Annotated in this window: 18 protein-coding genes; 6 read left to right on the top strand and 12 right to left on the bottom strand. The window is 45.9% G+C overall.

The genetic code is table 11. From position 1 onward, the window contains the following. Positions 1 to 92: 92 nt before the first annotated feature. The 3 genes from COW15_RS09230 to COW15_RS09220 all read right to left on the bottom strand — a co-directional run bounded on the left by COW15_RS09230 (position 93) and on the right by COW15_RS09220 (position 4,111). Positions 93 to 1,541, bottom strand: coding sequence for a carbon starvation protein A (locus COW15_RS09230; protein WP_293632101.1), 1,449 nt, complete (start codon positions 1,539 to 1,541; stop codon positions 93 to 95). A gap of 180 nt (positions 1,542 to 1,721) precedes the next feature. Further along, on the bottom strand, positions 1,722 to 2,432 hold the full coding sequence (gene btsR, locus COW15_RS09225) for a two-component system response regulator BtsR (protein WP_293632099.1): 711 nt from the start codon (positions 2,430 to 2,432) through the stop codon (positions 1,722 to 1,724). After that, positions 2,429 to 4,111: a sensor histidine kinase gene (locus COW15_RS09220; RefSeq protein ID WP_293632097.1), complete on the bottom strand. Its 1,683-nt coding sequence runs from the start codon at positions 4,109 to 4,111 to the stop codon at positions 2,429 to 2,431. Before COW15_RS09220 ends, btsR begins: the two co-directional genes overlap by 4 nt. 128 nt (positions 4,112 to 4,239) lie before the next feature. Between COW15_RS09220 and COW15_RS09215 the strand changes: the two genes are divergently transcribed. After that, on the top strand, positions 4,240 to 4,482 hold the full coding sequence (locus tag COW15_RS09215) for a YecH family metal-binding protein (protein WP_293632095.1): 243 nt from the start codon (positions 4,240 to 4,242) through the stop codon (positions 4,480 to 4,482). Between the two features lie 39 nt (positions 4,483 to 4,521). On the opposite strand, the gene COW15_RS09210 is transcribed toward COW15_RS09215, so the two are convergent. From COW15_RS09210 to COW15_RS09185, 6 genes are all read right to left on the bottom strand, one after another. Then, positions 4,522 to 4,863, bottom strand: a complete 342-nt coding sequence (locus COW15_RS09210; RefSeq protein ID WP_293632094.1) for a replication protein RepA — start codon at positions 4,861 to 4,863, stop codon at positions 4,522 to 4,524. Further along, positions 4,850 to 5,518, bottom strand: a complete 669-nt coding sequence (locus tag COW15_RS09205; protein WP_007647331.1) for an AAA family ATPase — start codon at positions 5,516 to 5,518, stop codon at positions 4,850 to 4,852. Before COW15_RS09205 ends, COW15_RS09210 begins: the two co-directional genes overlap by 14 nt. 77 nt (positions 5,519 to 5,595) lie before the next feature. After that, positions 5,596 to 5,898, bottom strand: a complete 303-nt coding sequence (locus tag COW15_RS09200) for a PilZ domain-containing protein (RefSeq protein ID WP_293632092.1) — start codon at positions 5,896 to 5,898, stop codon at positions 5,596 to 5,598. Between the two features lie 158 nt (positions 5,899 to 6,056). Continuing rightward, a complete protein-coding gene (locus COW15_RS09195) occupies positions 6,057 to 6,461 on the bottom strand; it encodes a phosphate-starvation-inducible PsiE family protein (RefSeq protein ID WP_007647335.1) in 405 nt (134 codons plus the stop codon). Between the two features lie 124 nt (positions 6,462 to 6,585). Next, positions 6,586 to 7,758, bottom strand: a complete 1,173-nt coding sequence (locus COW15_RS09190; protein WP_293632086.1) for an NnrS family protein — start codon at positions 7,756 to 7,758, stop codon at positions 6,586 to 6,588. Positions 7,759 to 7,973: 215 nt separating this feature from the next. Next, positions 7,974 to 8,483 carry a DUF2062 domain-containing protein gene (locus tag COW15_RS09185; RefSeq protein ID WP_293632084.1) on the bottom strand — a complete coding sequence of 170 codons (510 nt, stop codon included), beginning with the start codon at positions 8,481 to 8,483 and terminating at the stop codon, positions 7,974 to 7,976. A gap of 32 nt (positions 8,484 to 8,515) precedes the next feature. Between COW15_RS09185 and COW15_RS09180 the strand changes: the two genes are divergently transcribed. From COW15_RS09180 to COW15_RS09165, 4 genes are read left to right on the top strand one after another with little or no spacing between them, the layout of a single operon-like run. After that, positions 8,516 to 10,840 carry a DNA internalization-related competence protein ComEC/Rec2 gene (locus COW15_RS09180; RefSeq protein ID WP_293632082.1) on the top strand — a complete coding sequence of 775 codons (2,325 nt, stop codon included), beginning with the start codon at positions 8,516 to 8,518 and terminating at the stop codon, positions 10,838 to 10,840. A 32-nt stretch (positions 10,841 to 10,872) separates the two neighbouring features. Beyond that, the gene (msbA, locus tag COW15_RS09175) at positions 10,873 to 12,681 is read left to right on the top strand and encodes a lipid A export permease/ATP-binding protein MsbA (RefSeq protein WP_293632081.1); all 1,809 of its coding nucleotides are present in this window, start codon (positions 10,873 to 10,875) and stop codon (positions 12,679 to 12,681) included. After that, positions 12,682 to 13,695 (top strand): tetraacyldisaccharide 4'-kinase, encoded by a 1,014-nt coding sequence (gene lpxK / locus COW15_RS09170; RefSeq protein ID WP_293632079.1) that lies wholly within the window; start codon positions 12,682 to 12,684, stop codon positions 13,693 to 13,695. After that, complete coding sequence (locus COW15_RS09165; RefSeq protein ID WP_007647343.1) at positions 13,682 to 13,861, top strand: Trm112 family protein; 180 nt, start codon at positions 13,682 to 13,684, stop codon at positions 13,859 to 13,861. Before lpxK ends, COW15_RS09165 begins: the two co-directional genes overlap by 14 nt. Positions 13,862 to 13,932: 71 nt before the next feature. Here the strand turns inward: COW15_RS09165 and COW15_RS09160 are convergent, their stop codons facing one another. Further along, positions 13,933 to 14,397, bottom strand: a complete 465-nt coding sequence (locus COW15_RS09160; protein WP_293632076.1) for a hypothetical protein — start codon at positions 14,395 to 14,397, stop codon at positions 13,933 to 13,935. A 150-nt stretch (positions 14,398 to 14,547) separates the two neighbouring features. On the opposite strand from COW15_RS09160, the gene COW15_RS09155 reads away from it, so the two are divergent. Next, complete coding sequence (locus COW15_RS09155) at positions 14,548 to 15,237, top strand: energy-coupling factor ABC transporter permease (protein WP_293632075.1); 690 nt, start codon at positions 14,548 to 14,550, stop codon at positions 15,235 to 15,237. Between the two features lie 54 nt (positions 15,238 to 15,291). On the opposite strand, the gene COW15_RS09150 is transcribed toward COW15_RS09155, so the two are convergent. Next, positions 15,292 to 15,648: a glutathione S-transferase N-terminal domain-containing protein gene (locus COW15_RS09150; RefSeq protein WP_293632073.1), complete on the bottom strand. Its 357-nt coding sequence runs from the start codon at positions 15,646 to 15,648 to the stop codon at positions 15,292 to 15,294. Positions 15,649 to 15,924: 276 nt separating this feature from the next. Next, positions 15,925 to 19,167: a DUF748 domain-containing protein gene (locus COW15_RS09145; RefSeq protein WP_293632071.1), complete on the bottom strand. Its 3,243-nt coding sequence runs from the start codon at positions 19,165 to 19,167 to the stop codon at positions 15,925 to 15,927. Positions 19,168 to 19,373 lie beyond the last annotated feature (206 nt).

The raw sequence follows: 19,373 nt of genomic DNA, 5'->3' as shown, positions 1-19,373 counted from the left end.
TGAAGTTAGAGCCTATTTATGGTCATAAAAAAACAGGCACTATTGAAAGTGCCTGTTTGGGACCATTTGCTCAGTCTAAGACTGTTAGACGTTTACGCTTCGTCGGGTAATTCAGCGTCGCTATCGACTTCGCCTTTACCTTTGGTTTTGACAATTAAAAGCCCTGTAATCACTAAGGTAGAAATTACCCCTGCAACGGTAGATAAGGTCATAGGTAAACCCGCACCTAAGGTTGCAGAGTTGAGTAAGAAGGTGATGACGACTGTGGTCATAAACATCGCTGGAATAGTACAAATCCAATGCAGTTTATTATGACGTAGCAGGTAGGCTGAAGCCGTCCACAGCATCAGTACTGCAGTCGCTTGGTTCGCTACACCGAAATAGCGCCAGATCACCCCAAAATCGACTTGAGTCAGCAGACCACCAATCACAAACAAAGGTAGCGCAAGCATTAAGCGTTTAGGTAAGGCCACCTGTGGCATTTTAAAGAATTCAGCCAAAATCAGACGGGCTGAGCGGAAGGCAGTATCACCTGAAGTAATGGGCAGGATAATCACACCTAAGATAGCCATAAAGCCACCGACAGCGCCTAACAGGCCAGTAGAAGCCTCATATACGACGTTGGCAGGGTTGCCTGACATACCAGCACTTAAACCTTCAACTCCACCGAAGTATGACAATGCAATAGCACACCAAAGTAGCGCGATAATGCCCTCACCAATCATGGCACCGAAGAACACAAAACGGCCATTCGTTTCATTTTCAACACAACGCGCCATTAAGGGGGACTGAGTTGCATGGAAGCCTGAAACGGCACCACAAGCGATGGTGATAAATAATGCAGGCCAAAGTGGCATATCATTTGGATTTAAATTCTGGAAGAAATCGCCAGCTTGTACATTGGGTAGTAAGGTATGCTCGCTCGACAGAATAATGGCGAAGGCAAGACCGAAGGACATAAAGAACAGTAGGGCGCCAAAAAATGGATAGAGTCGACCGATAATCTTATCGACAGGTACCACAGTCGCGATCAGATAATAAACGAAGATAATACCCACAAAAATGCTGACATCCCAGCCTGTGAGTTTGCCAAGCAGGCCCGCTGGCGCCGAAATAAACACCACACCTACAAGCAGTAACAATATGATTGCAAACACATTCATAAAATGTTTTGCACTCTTACCTAGGTATTTACCTGCGAGGTTAGGCACGGATTGGCCACCGTTACGAACGGATAACATTCCCGAGAAATAATCGTGAACCGCACCTGCAAAAATACAACCGATCACAATCCACAGCATAGCTGCAGGACCATAGAGAGCACCGAGGATAGGACCAAAGATTGGACCCACACCAGCGATGTTAAGCAATTGGATTAGATAGACTTTACCCTTGGACATTGGCACGTAGTCGACGCCGTCCGTTTGGCTGTAAGCCGGTGTTTGACGTTTAGCGTTAATGCCGAAGACTTTTTCGACAAAGGCGCCATAGATAAAATAGCCGCCGATCAAAAGACCGACACAGAGTAGGAACCACATCATATTTGTTATCTCCCCATTTGAGTTAAACAGAGTGTAAACAAGTTGTTTACCTAAAACCGGGGGATTTGGTTAAGAGGTCGATAATGCAGCGTCAGCGGCAATAGGATGGCGTGAGCGGTTACATACGTATGTATGCATCGCCCTAAGCTGTGCTCTGGTGCGGTTAAACGGTTCAAATAGCTATTGAAAACCAAACAATTGCTTAAGGCTCTTAAGATAACGGCGTGATACGGGCACTTTATCTCCGAGTAAGGTGGTGACTTCGGCGCCAGTATCGAGTAGCTCAATCTCGGCGATGGCTTTAGGTGAGATAAGATATTGGCGATGACAGCGTACCAGTGGCGTCTTTTCCTCTAGCACTTTTAGAGTGAGTTGGGTGTGGACTTTTCCCTTAGTGCAGGCGACATGGATACCGCTTAAATCACTAAACACATATTCCACATCTTGGATGGGAATGACTTTTAACTTGCTTCCGCTGTAGCAGGGCAAATGCTCGAGACTGGATGGTGCGATGGCATTGACAGCCTGTGGTGTAAGATCTTTGCGAACACGCTTAAGGGTTTGGTTGAGTCTGTCGGCATCTATGGGTTTGAGTAAATAATCGAAGGCATGGCTATCGAAGGCCTTCACGGCAAACTCGTCATAGGCGGTGACAAACACGATTTTAGGTAAGGTATCGGGATCGAGCATGGCAATTAATTCCATCCCCGAGATCCGCGGCATTTGAATGTCGAGGAAAACCAGTTGGGGCTTTTCCTTAGCAATGGTTTGCAATGCCTCGATGGCATTAGCGCATTGGCCGATAATGTCAATATCGGCTTCTTGACCGAGGAGGTCGGCGAGTTCCTCACGAGCAAACAGCTCATCATCCACAATTAAACAAGTGATCACGTGTTTGTTTCCGTTGGTTCTATGGGTAGGCGAATGGTGACTTTAGTATATTCGTCCGGCTCGCATTCTACTGTGATGCCATATTGTTCGCCAAATAGGTTTTGGATCCGTTTATGGACTAAGTTCATTCCAAGTCCTTCAGAACCCGAGACTGGCTGATATAAACCTGCATTATCAGTGACATCTAACGCTAAAATATTGTCATCTAGCTTGCCTGTTACTTTGATCTGCCCTTGCTCTATCATATGTGATGTGCCGTGTTTGACGGCATTCTCTATGATGGGTTGCAGGGTAAATGCGGGCACTTTGCAATGGTAGAGTGACTCAGGTATGGCAATGTTAACTTGTAATTTATCAATAAAACGGGCCTTCTCAATGGTGAGATAGGAGGCGATGTGATCTAGCTCATCCCCGAGAGTGACTAGACCCGTAGTGCGCTTTAGGTTTATCCGTAAAAATTGTGACAACTGCTGTAATAGCTGTTTGGACATATCAGGATCGCGTTTGATAATTGCACTGATAGTATTGAGCGCATTAAATAAAAAGTGCGGGTTGACTTGGGCTTGCAGCAGTTTTAACTCCGCTTGTGTGAGTAAGTTTTGCTGTTGTTCGAAGCGCCCATACAGAATTTGGTTAGATAGCAAGCGTGCGATACCTTCACCTAAGGTGCGATTAATATTCAAGAACAGCTTATTTTTAGGTTCATACAATTTAATGGTGCCTATGACCTCAGTGTCACTACGCAAGGGGATCACTAGACTCGAGCCGAGTTTGCATTGGTTCGAAATTGAGCAGGCATAGGGTGTTTCGACGCCATCGGCAAACATCACCTTATTTTGATTAATGGCCTCGAGGGTGATTTTTGATGAAATAGGCGTGCCTGGGATATGGTGATCGGCGCCGATCCCAATAAAAGCTAAGAGTTTTTCCCTATCCGTAATAGCCACAGCGCCCACATTGGTTTCTTCAATCACAATTTGCGCCACCTTGCTGCTGCTTTCCTCATTAAAACCTTTAGAGAGTAAACCCACACTACGTTCGGCAATTTTGAGGGCTTTAGTCGAAAAGCTGGAGGAGAGTTTATCGAACATCGTCTTTTGATCGCGGATCATGCTCATAAACAGCGCCGCACCAATAGAATTAACGAGTAACATCGGCGGCGCAATTTGACGAACAAGTTCCCATGCATCGTCAAATGGGCGTGCAATCAACAGGATAATGCTCATTTGCATCATCTCAGCGTAGAAGGTGACTAAACACACCAGCAGTGGGTTGTAGATAAGTTCGCTCTTGCCCGCTCTGCGTAGATAAAAACTGATCATCCCCGCCGAAAGGCCTTCCAGTGTTGTCGATATGGCGCAGGCGACATCGGTAAAGCCACCCATACTGTAGCGATGTAATCCCCCTGTCACTCCGACTAACAATCCGGTCACTGGACCGCCGAGTAATCCTCCCAATACCGCCCCCATGGCGCGGGTATTGGCAATCGCACCTGAGGTTTGCTCGCCAAAGTAGGTTGCCATAATGCAGAAGCTGGAAAAAATGAAATAGATAAAAATTTTGTGGGGTAAGCGGGGTGAGGTTTCAGCAAATAGCTTAAAAAGCGGTGTTTTACTGACTAAGTAAACAATCACTAAGTACAGTGACATCTGCTGGGTGAGTAAGAGGATCAGGGACATAGAGGCTCACATTTTCGTCACAGAGGTCGACGCAGCAAATCAAATGAACAGTATGTGCGCGAGATCAGGGTTCAAATTCAACAGTTCGGCTATAAAGAGCAATCTTAATTGCATCTTTTGGAGGACACATGTCCGACTCTGTTCACGGTCATGACGTTATGGCGCTGATGGTAGCTCAAGGAAGCCCCATTTTAAAGCATGAATTGATCACTCTTATGGCGCGGCAATTTGGCAATACTGCGCGTTACCATACTTGTAGTGCTGAAAATCTCACTGCAATTGAGTTGCTAAGTTTACTCACGAGTAAAGAGAAACTTCAAGAAACTGAGCTGGGAATGACATTCGTTGCTGGACGGCAGTGCCATCATTGAGAGCACTAAATAAGTTTAAAGGAAGATAATTGCTGCTGATTAACGCTCATCCTCATCTTTATGGACGATTCTGTGTTGTTCGGCGGCAGTGCGTTGGCTGAACTCCTCAATTAAAATCCGCAATAAGCGAGACTTAGCTATTTTAGTGTCCTTTGACAGTATATCGAGTTGGGAGATACTGGTTTCTGTCAGCGTAAAAGTGGCGTGCCGGTAAATTTTGGCCGACTTTTTATCTAAACCCCGTTGGACATTTGTTGGTGGTGCAGCTAAAAGACTCGCCTTACCTAAGGCGTAGTTATTGGCATCCTCAATAAAATCATCGACAGAAACTGGCGTGATGATTTGTTTGGGTTTCTTGCGTTTAAGATCAGTTAAGCTCATAGCTATTTTCTGGTGGTAAAGTGAATAGCTCATCCACTATGGCGCGAATTTCATCAGCGGCTTTACCATCCGGCTCAATTTCGATGACCGAAGAGCCTTTTTCCTCACTGTCATCATAAATGTTACGGCAAAAGGTCACTGAGTTGAGCACCCTTAGCCCAAAGGATTGCACTACGTCTTTTGCCTCTAAAATACGCTTAAACTGTGTTGGCAGAGCAGGGCATTGCGTCAACACTATGGTAGCCACCATTTTAGGATTGACCATTTTACAGGTACTTAGCATATCCTCCATATGGGGCAGGGTTTTAAGATCTCGCCTCTTAGGCCTAAGTGGGATCACCACATAAGTTGCTACTGACATTGCGGCACGCATTGCGAGGTTATCCTGGCCACCACAGTCAACAATGACATACTCGAAACGTTCATTTAGGCTCAGTAAGTCATTGCGAATTTTACCATAGAGCTGAATACAGTTGATGGCGGGTAAACTAGGATCATTGTTTCGGGCTTGGATCCAATCGGATGTGGTCCGCTGTGGATCACAATCGACCATAAGGACGTTTGCATCGAATTTTTGCTTAATATAAACCGCGAGGTTTTGCGCGAGACAACTCTTGCCACTTCCTCCTTTCTCACCACCTACCAACAAAATCATAGTGACGTCCCCTGCGTGGATCTTTCAATTAATTCAGTGTAGAACAGCCCGGCTTACCCTGCGTAGCTTAAGTTAAATTAAAGCAATTGCATGGCGATATGGTAGCTTTGCTCGTGGCATTGCGAGCAACGGCATACTTGGCCCTTGACGGTATTTTGCTGGGAGGTGTTGGGATTAAAAGTGACTTCGATTAATTCACCCAGCGCGAAAGGTTTTTTATAGTCGAATAAAATCCCTCTTCTGGCTAAATCGATACAAACGCCTTCATCTGTGTGTTCGACTCCCTGTTGATCGCTCCAATGCAGGAGGACACGTTCCGCTTCCATATCCACTCGCAGTGACGTGCGTTTTTCTTCAAAACCAGTAGGATGGTGACCCATAACTCGATTGCCCCGTAAATAATTGATCCCAGTAAAACTAGCATAATTGCTTTTTCACAGAATACCAATGTGAAAGCTAGGTCTTTGATAGTAGTTTTAAAACGAGGACTGCAGGTGCCAGTGAATGATCCTTCAATAGCACCAACTCAGGTGGCTGATTAATTGTCGTATTCTTGATTTTTAGGATAAGGCATTTTTAATTGGCCCCAACGGATGACGATCACTGTTCCCGCTAAGATCAAGGTTGAAATCGAAATCGCCGCAATGCGCCAATCATCCATGCTTTTCATGTCTAAGATCAGATAACGGGCTAAGGCGACAATAGCAATATAGAGAGGCATACGTACAGGGAGTTTGCCTGACTCTGCATAGTTAGCCACCATGGCTAAGACTTCGAGATAAATAAATAACAATAGCAAGTCAGCGAGTGCGACAGCTCCGACTGAGAAAATGTGAACAATTTCTTGTCCGATGGCGACGACGGTGGCAATGGCAATAATGATTAATACCAAATGTTCTACGGCTTTTAGCCCTTTGGCACCGTATTGGCGATAAAATGGCATAGCAACTCCCTACTAAATATTTTTATAAATAGTAACAGTAAAAATACGTTAGTAGGGAAAAGTGCGGGAATTCTCTGTGACTCAATTCACAAGATATGAATTGGTCACAGAAAAGAAGGCAAGCTTAACCTGGGCGTCCATCCGCCCTTGGTTGGCAGAGCATTGGGCCATAACAGTAGCAGAAACAGCTAAAGGCTAAGATCCAGCCACTAATTGCCCCTAGCAGTAGCTCACTTGACCATTGGGTGAGTATCCCAGCGAATACTCTAAGGAGCGTTGCTAATAAGATGAGAATAAACCCGAACACCACAGGACGAGGTGGTTTAAGTTGTCGACCAGTATGGCCCAAGGAGACCCGTGACATCATCGCTAATATCATACCGCCTAGACCGCCTACCGTGATGGCATGCATACCTACCGAGAGTGGTAACCCTATGGCAATTAATGCCAGTCCCATGGGAATGCACAAATAGCTTAAGTGTAGCGACCATAGTAATGGCACTCCCCAGCTTGCCCGCCATCCCCAGCGATTCCAACGGAGTAAGAGCACTAGGCTCGCCAACCCTGCAATCATTCTTATGCTGAGTTCATGTTGTAAAAAGAGGCTTATCGTTAAAGTGAGTAAACTGGCAAAGCTTAACCACTCAAGCCAAGCAAGTGAGCTTTGGCGCTGCCATTGGGTTGCCCGTTCAGTGAAAAAGGGGATCACGCGGCCACCGAGTAGGGCGACGATAACGCTGATCATCAGGATTGCGCCATATAAGCCATTGTTGATCCACTCAAACTGTTGTGTGAGTAGTCCGTAATAACTTAGCCCATTAAGTATTGTGAGCAGACTTAAAATCGGAATAAAGACAAAATTACGCCATTGACGCACTTGGATAACTGCAATGGCGAGTAATAAGGCGGTAAGGGGTAAAAAGAGTAAATCGAGTACCATTATCAGGGGAAATGGTATTCCAAAGGGGGCGAACAATAAAATCCGTGGCAGTAGCCAAACACAAAAGAGTCCGAGTAAGGCTAAGCCTTTTAGCCCTGGCCGACCTGTCCAGTTTTGCACTGCGGTGAGCAAAAAACCTGCGACAACGGCACACACAAAACCAAAGATCATTTCATGGCCATGCCACCATAACGGATTAAGTGTGCTAGGTAATACATTTATCCCAGCGAGAAAGCTCCCCCAGATAATCAATGCAAACACGCTAAATACACTGGCAAAGAGGAAGAAGGGTCTAAAGCCTAGCCGAAAAAGGGCCATTTTAGGTTGGAGGTGTGCGGGTTCGTCGATGTTTAACATAAAATATGGCTTAATTTAGGGTATAAACTTGCCATATTTTAAGCTGCAAATTAAATGAATGTATATATCCCATAGTGAGTACTTGACTAACCAGGTTGGGTATTACAGCTATTTTAGGGCGGGATTTAGGGGGGAGTTGATACTGTGTTAACGTCAAGCCAACTTAGGCCCAGAAGCATCGTCTGGGCTCTACATTCTTAGCGTAAGCGAGTGAATTATTTATTCTTACGTTTTTGCCACTTAAACATGATGGAGTACTTCCAAAAGTTACTGATCAATAAATAACCCGTCGCCGAAAAAATTACACCTAACACCAGACAGCCTAATAAAAAGGCGGGGCCAATAGTCGTAAGCGAGGCTTCAATCCATTGCCAACTTGCCTCAAAGGCAAATTCCTGTGGGGCATGGCCGAGAATTTTTGCGCCTAATAAGTAAGCGCCGTAAAACATCACGGGCATAGTTAAGGGATTCGTGATCCATACTAAAGCGACCGAAACGGGGATGTTGACGTTAAAGAAAATAGCAAATGCAGCAGCAACGACCATTTGAAATGGCATAGGTATCCAAGCCACAAATAGACCAACAGCAAAGGCGCCTGGGGCTGATTTTCTGTTCAGTGCCCACAGATTAGGATTGTGTAGTAATTGTCCGAACATGCGTAAGTGTTTATGCTCACGCAAAGTTTCAGGCTTTGGCATAAATCTTTTTATTAATTTTTTTGGCATAGGCTGAAATTGCTGTCTTAACTTAATTCACTATGAATCGATTCATCTTTGGCTTTAGTGCCACCTTGTTGTCAGCGATGTTGTGGCCATCGCTGCCGCCAGTCAGTTATTTACCCTATCTTTTCGTTGGGGCCATAATCCTATATCAAAAAGCCCCCATCTATTCGGGTGGACTCTTTGCTATGGTATGGCTAACTGGTTTTTGCTTAGGATTATCTAGGCAGGATCTTCCAGTGTTACAACAACCTATTCAGGTGAGGGGCGAAATCATATCACTAGTTAGTCAAAACAGCGACTGGCTAAGTTTGGATATCTCAATCATTAAACCAAATTTAATCTTGGGGCCACAGGCTAAGCTAAGGTTGACTTGGAAAGCGCCCCTAGAGGTCGAAGTCGGGCAGGTTTGGCTATTTACTTTGGCGCCTAAGAGCATCTCGAGTGTCTTAAATCAAGGTGGATATAACGAACAAAAGCAATTGATTAGCCAGCATATCGTCGGGAAAGGAAGAATTATAAAAGCTGAGTTGCTCGAATCCCGCCCCTCATTACGAAATCGGCTCATTACACAACTAAGCCCGCAGTTATCGACATTGCCACAGGGTGACATACTGTTAGCACTTATTTTAGGCGATAAGCGGCTTATCTCCCAAACGAGGTGGCAAGCACTTAGGCAAACGGGGACGGGTCACCTCGTCGCTATCTCTGGTTTGCATTTGTCTGTGGTGACCGCATGGATTTATGCGTGCACCTTGTTTGCGCTCACCCGTTACGCCCCCAATCCGAGTCGTCGAAATGTGTTCTTCACCTTAGTATTCTCGGGCGTGGGGGCCATTTTTTATGCCTATCTAGCAGGGTTTGGCGTATCGACTCAACGTGCACTTGTGATGATATTACTGCTGATGTTGTTGAGTCTATTAAAGCGTTTTTCTAGCCCATGGGAGCGCCTATTATTTGCCTTATTTGTGGTGTTGTTGATTGACCCATTATCTTGTTTAAGTGCTGGATTCTGGCTGTCATTTTGCGCATTAGCGATTATTTTATACACCCTAGAAACGGCACCCAAACCTCGGCCTTTGACTGAGAATGTCAATCTTGCAGTACGTTTTGGGGCTGGTTTAAGGCAGTTCTGGTCAATTCAGTGGCGGCTGAGCCTCGGTCTTGGGCTAGTGCAAGCGATCCTTTTTGGGGGGATGAGCATCCACAGTTTATGGATGAATATGCTGGCCGTGCCCTGGTTTAGTTTTGTGGTTATTCCACTGGCCATGGCGGGCTTTGCGCTTTGGTGGCTGAGTACGCTTTGGGGAGCCCCGTGGATAGGGTTATTGCGCCTAAGCGATTGGATGTTAATGCCCTATGACAAATTATTAGATATCAGTGGCAGCTTGCCAGCCCACTGGCAAGCTGTGCCAGATAGCGCCTTGGCAATAGGGCTTTTTGCATTGTTAGGGGGAATACTTTGGCGTTATATCCCTCACCATCATAAATACTGGCCCTGGTATGGCGTGATGGGATGTTTCTTTATGCCACTGATATTTATTATGTTATTAAAATGGTTGCCACTTAAATCATCCTCTTGGACAGTGCATTTATTAGATGTTGGCCAAGGACTCGCCGTTGTGGTGGAAAAGGATGGTAGGGGACTTATTTATGATACTGGCGCTGCATTTGGTGATGATTTTAGCTATAGCGAACGGGTGATTGTGCCGTTTTTGCGCGCCAAAGGTATTGAAGAGATTGATTATATTTTTATTAGCCATAGTGATAATGACCATGCAGGAGGCGCTGCCGTACTCGCTCGAGCTTATCCGCAGGCTCAGTGGATAACCGATGTGCCTAATTTGGGCGGGCAGGCTTGTCGCCCTAACAAAATAAGATGGCAATCGCTTAACTTGTCGGTTCTGTCACCTGACACAGCCATCGCGGGGAATAATGGTTCCTGTGTGCTGCGGATCGGTGATGGTCAGCAGAGCATATTATTGACCGGCGATATCGAGAAGGAAACGGAGGCAAGATTAGTGACACAGGCACAGATGCAGTCGACACCCTTAGCGAATCAGGTGCTAGTCGCACCACACCATGGCAGTAAAACCTCATCGACCGATGCTTTTATTGATGCCGTTGCACCGGAACTCGTATTGTTTCCAGCAGGGCTCGCTAATCGATATGGATTCCCTAAACCCGCGGTTATCGAGCGATATCAACGACGCAATATTATGTATCTAACAACAGGGGAAGAGGGGCAAATTAGTGTGATTTTTCAGCAGAATGAACAGTTCGTTAAAACCTACAGGCGGGATTTAGCGCCATTTTGGTACAACCGCTTGTTTAGATTTGGTGACTTGATTAATCCAGAGTAGAATGGCTACTTTGCCATAATTTAGTGTTATCAATGACAGCATCTCCTAAAGACGAAATGTGGACAGTTTTCAAACGATTACTGGGCTATCTTAAACCGATGAAGGGCATGTTTTTGCTTTCTGTTACGGGACTTATCATCTATGGTCTCGTCGATGCGGCTTTTATCGCTTTTATCGGCCCTTTTATCGATAAGGGTTTTTCTAGTGGAACGCCTGCGGCCATCAGTAATGGCATTGCCTTGCCAACGAGCCAAGGCTTCCATGCCGACAACAATATACTGATGATGGCGCCCATCGTTGTTATTTTAATGTTTTCCCTGCGCGGTTTTGCCAATTTTGTGTCGACCTACGGCATCTCGTATATGAGTGCGCGGTTGATCATGGATATGCGTCAGCAAGTATTTGAGCATTATCTCAGTTTGCCTGTGAGTTATATGGATAAGGAAAACACCGGAAATTTGATTTCTAAGGTGACCTTTGACACTGAGCAAATTGCCCGAGCTTCGGGTAGCGCCTTGATCTCCATCGTCCGCGACAGTGTGACTGTGATGGGGATGCTAGTGTTGATGTTTTATAACTCATGGAAATTATCCCTGTGCATTCTGGTGATCGGCCCAATTATGGGATTAGTGATCACTGTGGTGAGTCGTCGTTTCCGTAAAGTCTCTAAGCAAATTCAAACGGCCATGGGCGGCGTGAGTGCCACCACAGAGCAGATGATCAAAGGCCATAAAAACGTCTTAGCCTTCGGTGGGCAAGAAACCGAAGTGGCACGTTTTGCTAAGGTAAATGATCAAAATCGCCATCAAAATATGAAGTTAGCCGTAGCGCAGGCAATCAGCCAGCCGTTGATCATGGTGATAGGCTCCTTCGCATTGGCATTTGTATTGTATGCGGCCAGTTTAGATAGCATGAAAGCCGATCTGACCGCAGGGACCTTTGCCACTATCCTAGGGGCAATGATGGCCATGTTACAACCCATCAAAAACCTGACTAAGGTCAATGCTGAATTTCAACGGGGCATTGCCGCTTGTACTACGGTATTTGAGCTGCTAGATACCCAGCCCGAATCCGATACTGGTACTTATACCGTTGAGCGAGCAAAGGGGAATTTACGTTTTGAAGGGGTGAGTTTTAGCTACGATGGACAGGAGCGACTCGCCCTAGATAAAGTGGATTTTGAGGTAAAACAAGGGCAAACCTTAGCCCTAGTCGGTCGTTCTGGATCGGGTAAATCGACCATTGCGAGCCTAGTGACGCGTTTTTATACTGGGCTTGAGTCCGGTGATATTCTACTCGATGACATCAGTATCTACGATTACACATTAAAATCCCTTCGAAATCAGGTGGCCTTAGTCTCCCAGCAGGTGACCCTGTTCAATGACACTATTGCCAACAATATTGCCTATGCCTATCCAGGTTCAGTGACCCGCGAACAGATTATCCAAGCGGCAACCTTAGCCCATGCGATGGAGTTTATCGAGCATCTGCCCGAGGGGCTCGATACCCAAGTGGGTGAAAATGGCGTCTTACTCTCCGGTGGGCAAAGGCAGCGTATTGCCATCGCGCGCGCCATGCTACGTGATGCGCCTGTGCTTATCCTCGATGAGGCGACATCGGCACTGGATACTGAGTCTGAAAAGGCTATCCAGCAGGGCTTAGATAATTTACGGCAAAATCGTACCTCAGTGGTGATTGCCCACAGACTCTCCACGATTGAGAGCGCCGATCAAATTCTGGTGGTCGATCAAGGCCGTATCGTTGAGTGTGGCACCCATAAGTCCCTATTGGAATTGGGTGGTATGTACGCCAAGTTGTATCAAATGCAATTTGGTCACTAGATGCAGGCACTCATCAATAAAATCTGGTATCACGGTCATCCACTGCAGTGGCTATTGCTGCCGTTTTCGGGGTTATTTGCGCTGATCACTGCGGTTCGCCGCAGTTTATTTCGTATTGGCATTAAATCCCAAACAAGTCTGCCAGTGCCTGTGATTGTGGTTGGAAATATCACAGTCGGCGGCAGTGGCAAGACACCCACTGTTATTTATCTGATCGAGTTACTCAGAGCAAAGGGATTTAACCCTGGGGTGATTAGCCGGGGTTATGGCGCGGATATTCGAGGCGTCAGAGTCGTTTCAACCGGAGCAAGTGCTGCTGAGGTTGGGGATGAACCGGCGATGATAGTGGCCCGCACTGGGGTGCCTATGGTGGTGGGGAGCAAACGGGTTGAGGCGGCTAAAACCTTGATCAGCGAGTTTAGTGTCGATGTGATCATCTGCGACGATGGCCTACAGCACTATGCTCTTGGGCGAGATATTGAACTGGTGGTGATCGATGGTCAAAGGGGATTAGGTAACCAACATCTGCTCCCCGCAGGTCCACTCCGTGAAGGCGCTTGGCGGCTCAAACAAGTGGATTTTGTGGTGGTTAATGGCGGCCCTGCCAATGACGGGCAATTTGCGATGCAACTGCTCCCAACAGAGGTGAGGGCGGTAAAAGGGAACGCTGTAACTGGGTTGTTTGATAAATCTCAGCCTCTGATCGCTATGGCTGGAATTGGTAATCCCGCTCGTTTCTTCGACTCTTTGCAAGCCGAGGGTTATCAGTTGGCTTTATCCCACGGGTTTGATGATCACCAAGCCTATGATAAAAAACAGTTATGTGATTTGGCGAAAGATTTTCCGTTGATGATGACCGAAAAAGATGCGGTTAAATGTCGCGATTTTGCACAAGAAAACTGGTGGTATTTGGCGGTCAATGCCAAGCTATCCCCACAATTTGATGAGCAGCTGTTAAACCGTCTTCATGATGTGGTCGCAGCGAAACAAGGAAACTTCCATGGCATTCGATAAAAAACTTTTAGATATAGTAGCTTGCCCAGTTTGCAAGGGAAAACTTGAGTATGATAAGGCAGCGCAGCAGTTGATCTGTAAAGCCGATAAATTGGCTTACCCTATCACCGAAGGTATCCCTGTGTTGCTGGAGAATCGTGCGATTCCGCTCACTGAAGCCGTTTAATCTCAAGACTGTGATGCGCGTCCCTAGGTTTGCGCGCATCGCATTTATACCAATCGTATCAATTCTGTAGATTAAAAATTCACAAATTTTTGCCTGTCAGTTGCTGTTGCCCCTTCCTTACATTCGCCGCGGATCTCCCCCCGCCCAGATTCAATCACCCGACTCAGTTCGAAATAGCCCTCACGGCAGTAACCCGTCATTTCTAAGGTTTTAGTGAGGCCGAGCACGACCTGTTCCCCCCAAACTTCGAGAATGTCTTCATGCTCTTTTCGGCTTCGACGCTGCTCACGGGGATCTTGATCCATCTGCCGCATACGCTCTTCATGGGGCAGTGGGCGTTCAGCCTTATCACGATTCGATTTATCTTCGACCAAACTCGCTTGATAGGTAAACAGTTTTAGGCCATCGGCTTTGATATCTGTGGTTAATTTATCTTTTAACTTACCCGCCAATTCCGCGGGGTCTATCGGGGCACTACTGCAGGCAATAAGGGTAAAGCAACTGAAGATGACGAGACTGAGTGATTTTATAGACATAATAAACGTTAACTCTTAGGTTATTAACTCCCAGAAGAATACCTTAATATGGCGGCAAATATCATAGATTTATGGTACTTTTTGCCTACAGCCCCTAGGCCGTTTAAGCTCTACTGAGTCGCTAGTGTCGTCAATAAGGGATTTACATCAATGTGGGAGTTCTGGTCAAACCGATTAACGCAAATTGAATGGACCTTAAATCCAGTGCAACTGATGGCTTTGGTGCTGTTAGGACTATGGGTTTATACCATTTGGCCGAAAGAGGAGTTACAACAAGTTATTAAAAATAAAGGATTACAGTGGCGATTGTTGCTTGTCCTGGTGGTGATTAATACCCTGTGGATGTTAAATGCCAGTATTCAAATTGGACTGCATTTGCACTTTTTAGGATTAGTGACCTGTTTGTTGATGTTTGGCTGGCGCTTAGCCACAGTGGCTTTACTCCTCCCGAGTGCTTTTTTTAGTATTTTTGTGTTGAAGCAACCGGGGGCATTTGGTGCATTTAGCTTATTTTCCATGGCCATTCCGCTGTTTTTATCTTTTATGCTCTATAGTCGCAGTTACCATCTGTTCCCTAAACATATTTTTGTCTTTATCTTTGTGGGCGCCTTTATCAATGCGGGGTTATCGACGGTATTTCATCAGTTGAGTTGGGCGGCTTGGCTGTGGTTAGCTGCCGATTACGATTGGGGCGTTTTAGTCGATAATTATTTGATGTTAATCCCTTTGCTGGCGTTTCCTGAGGCCTTATTAAATGGGATGGCGGTAACATTGCTGGTGGTGTATCAACCCCAATGGTTGTTTGACTATTCTGATCGTGAATATTTGTGGCGTAAATAAAGGCAGTGAATGTGAATAGCAAAGGCACGCAGTATTCACTGCGCGCCTTTGACGCTATGCGAAACGTTGGTCTAAGTAACTGATAATATCCTTAGACTCATATAACCATTGCACCTTATCACCTTGCTCAATACGTAAACAAGGCACTTGCTGTTTGCCACCTTGGGTGGTGAGTTCATCCTTGTGTGGCGATGTTTTAGCGTCGAGTGTTTGGATATTGAGTCCTTGACGGCGCATCGCGCGGCGGACTTTGACGCAAAAAGGGCAGGCTGGATATTGGTAGAGGATTAGAGATTGCGTTTGGGCATCGATTTTTTGTTGTTCAGCTACGGGGCGATGACGCTTTTTAGGCGCAAAAACAACGTTTAACAATAAAATGATCCGGCCTAAAATCCAACGAATAATAAACATGGTTACCTCAAATGATAAGGGAAATAGGGATTGTCATCGGCATTTGCAGTCAAGCTATTTTGCAATCCAACTTTGCCATCTTTAGCGTGCCTAGGGCAAATCCCCGTGCGAAAGGGATTGGTTGGCTCGCTTTTGCCTAGGGCGCCAAAGTGTAACCTAAGCCACTAGGCTGACCAACAGTTAAGTAGCATACCTTTTGTTAGATGCCTTAACGCCCAGCAATGGCTGGGCGTTAAGGTATTTATTGAATAAAGGATGACAGTTTAGTTAAACAATTTATGGCACATCTATCGTCATATTAACTTGTGCGGCATTTTGGCTGAGTGTCACTCGGCTCTCGAGCAAGAAAATCCGCTCAGGTGCTATGCCCTTCGACTCAACGAGATAGGTTTTGACTGTTTTTGCCCTTTCTTGAGCGAGATCCCCAAGCATACCGTCGGTGACATTCTGGGCTTTTACGCACAGGTTATAGAGTGCAATGTGCCAACGGGTCGTGATTTCATCATCCGTTAGTGGAGTGTCTTTGGCGTCATTGATGACAGTGTCCTTAATCAACTGTGGATCCGCTGCCACTTCCTGCTCGTAGAGCTTGATTAATGCCTCGGCCAGAGGCCCTTGGGTTGGAAATTGGCTGGGGCTTAAATCTGCCGGTAATTCACTAAACTGGATGTTGGCCAGTTTGGCTAACTTACGCTTCATCATGCGCTGGACTATGATTTGACTGTCGTTAATGGCATCGACGCTACCTTCAATGCTGAGTTTTAGCATAGGCCTATCGGTTAAGGCACTGGCAAGTTTATCTAGGCTTTCTTGGGCCTTGCTATCGAGGGTAACATTACCCGCGCTAAAACTGATTTTATCTAAGGTTTCATCCGAACCAACGAGGCCCGCGAGGAAGGAGAAGGGCGCGGTTACTACCTTAGTGATTACATTTGTGAGCGCCGTCATAATGATACTGCCGACACTGAAACTGGGAGAGTCTAAATCTCCAGAGACTTCCATACCTAAGTCGATGACGCCATTTCGGTCCTGTAGCAGGGCGATGGCTAAAGTAATAGGCAAACTGGTTGCTAAATCACTATTACTCGGTTTGCCAAGTTTGAGCTGATCGATCACTAAGTGATTACTGCCCTTAAGTTGGTTACGTTCGAGCTGATAGTTGAGTGCGAGTGAAAGTTGGCCCTTATCGATATAGTAACCCGCATAGGTACCCGAATAGGGATTGACCGAGGTGAGTTCAACACTTTTAAAGACTAAATCAAGGTCAAGATAAGGCATATCTAACAATGGGTTAATATCACCTTTGAGGGTGACGGGGGCATATTTATCAATCTTGCCTTTAATATCGACTGAAGCTTTTGTCCCCGGCGTTGACGATAAATGCTTGATATTTCCTTCTAGTTGTTCAATGCCCGAGGCAAAGTTTGGCGTTAAGGAATTATCGGCAAAAAAGGCTGAACCTTGGCTAAAGCTTATCTGTTGAATATTTAAACTTAGCTCTGGTTGCACAGATACATCATTAGGTGCCGTTGGGCCGGAGGCCGTTTTCACCGCTTTAGTGTCAGTCTTAGTATTAGGGGGACGGATAGTCGAACTTTGTGTCGTGGCACTTTGTACTGCGGGCGCCTCAACAATCAGATTGCTAATGTTGGTGCTTCTGTCTTTCGCAATCACAACCTTAGCGTAGGGCTGATTAAAGGCTAAATGATCAATGTCGATTCGATTCTTTTGCTGGTCAAAATCCAACTGATTAATGTGCATTTTTTGCCATTTCACCAATGGAGCATTACGCAAATTGTCCAGAATGGTTAAATCATCCAGTTCAACACTGCCCCTATAGATGGCTTGACCTTTAGCATCGGCACTGAGCTGCCCCGCGGTGCTAAGGGCGCCACCCTTGAGTTGGATATTTACATAGGGGGCTAAGTAGGGCTGAAATTGCGCTAATACGAGTTTATCCACCTGTAGTTTTGCAGCAATTGCGCCAGCGGTGGCATCGATTTGACCTTGGGAGGCGAGTTTGCCTTGGCCATTGACGACCAATGAGACCTCATAATCAATGGGATCCTTTAAATCACTCACTATGGCTTGAGTGGCGAGATCCAATGGATAGATGCGCCATTGCTGGGCTGTTGTGCTGAGTTTGTGTTCCGTAATATTGATATCGTAATTTTTAAGGCTGAGCCCGTCGAGTTGGATTCGCCATGTCGGCTCTGTCTCAGCTTGGGTTGTAGGCTTAACATCCGTGTTTTCGGCAATATTGGAGGCAGCATCCTGGCGTTGACTTTCGTTATCTGGAGCCGTGCTTTGGTCTGGATTGGGGGTCTGTGATGCAATCTGGGATTTGGGTGTCAATAGCCTTTGGAGATCAATACCTTGTTCATTAAACAGCGCATGCAGCGCTAAGTCTTCACTGTGCAGCTGTTTGATGTGGATTGTGTGTTGCTGCAGATCCGTGTCAATGCCCTCAACGGCCAACAGGGGAAGGTGGATAACTTGCTGCTCTTTGTTGATTATATTGAGTTTTTCAAGGATCACTTGGCCACCTTCAGCATGCAGCTGTAAAGGCATATCCTCTGATAAGTCAATTTGATAATCTGTTTTTGCGCTGATTTCGCCGTTGTCCAGGGCGACGTAGAATTGCTCATCGATAAATTGCCACAGAGGCGCCAATTTGAGCTTGGCAATTTGGACATCTCCAATCACCTTGAGTGGCGAGAGTTGAAACTGTCCCGCTAGGCTTATTTCCCCGTCATGCTCATCCTTAAGTTGCACTGCGTAGTGGTTATTGACCAGCAAAGGGGGAATATTAGAAGTGTTATTTGCAGTTGCGGGCTCAGTTTTAGGCTCGGATTGCTCCGGCGGAGCGACAGTCGTGTTTAACGCTTGTCCCTTAGTCTCCATAGTGTACTCAGTATCTAACTGATTGAGTTTTATGTTGATACTAGGGTAATTAACCCGGGCTTGAGTGATATGATCATCGAAGCTAAATTTGCCTGCGGTTAAGGTGAATTGCCCAAGCATTATGCGTAGGGGCTTAGTGGGCTCCTTGGGTTCTGCCGCTGTGGATGGCGACGAATTTTGCGCCAGTGTTGTCAGTATATCGTCAAAATTAAAGCTTTCTTTGCCTTGCTGTTGAGTGCGACGGATCTCAACATATGGGCCTTGCAGATGAACATTTTCAATGACGAGCGCTCGATTAAACACCGATTGCCAAAAGTTGACCTCGAGTTGAATCGCATCAATACCGGCAAATGGACTATTGTCTTTCTCTTTTAGCGTAAGCTGGGTTAATTCTACTTGATAAGTAAAAGGATTGAGTCGCAACTCTCCCACAGAGACTGGGCGGCCTAAGAGTTGCGATATTTTCTCTGGAGCGAAAGACACTATAGTGTAGGGGATAATGAGCCCTAGGGTGATGACATAGCTTAGATAGGCCGTGGCCAAATAGGCAAAAATTCTTTGGTATTTGGGGCGTTTAAAGAAGACATATTTTAAACGTGAGAGCTGGGTCATCATAGTAGGATCAAGGCTCCGATGCGCAAACTAGCGTTAAATCTATCAATAAATGCCGCCATTCTAGCGAAGAATACTTAGTTTTACACATATTGTTTTCTATCTTTTCTAGTAAAATCTGAGCATTACCTTATGGTTACTCATCTAACCCTAAACTGACATTAAAGGGTAACTTCTATTTTACAGCTGTACTTTTTAACGCTTGTGAT

It is taken from the genome of Shewanella sp. CG12_big_fil_rev_8_21_14_0_65_47_15 (assembly GCF_002783505.1).
In the GTDB taxonomy this organism is placed as follows: Bacteria; Pseudomonadota; Gammaproteobacteria; order Enterobacterales; family Shewanellaceae; genus Shewanella.
Note: the sequence above shows the minus strand (reverse complement) of the source record. Positions and strands in the feature narration are given on the sequence as shown.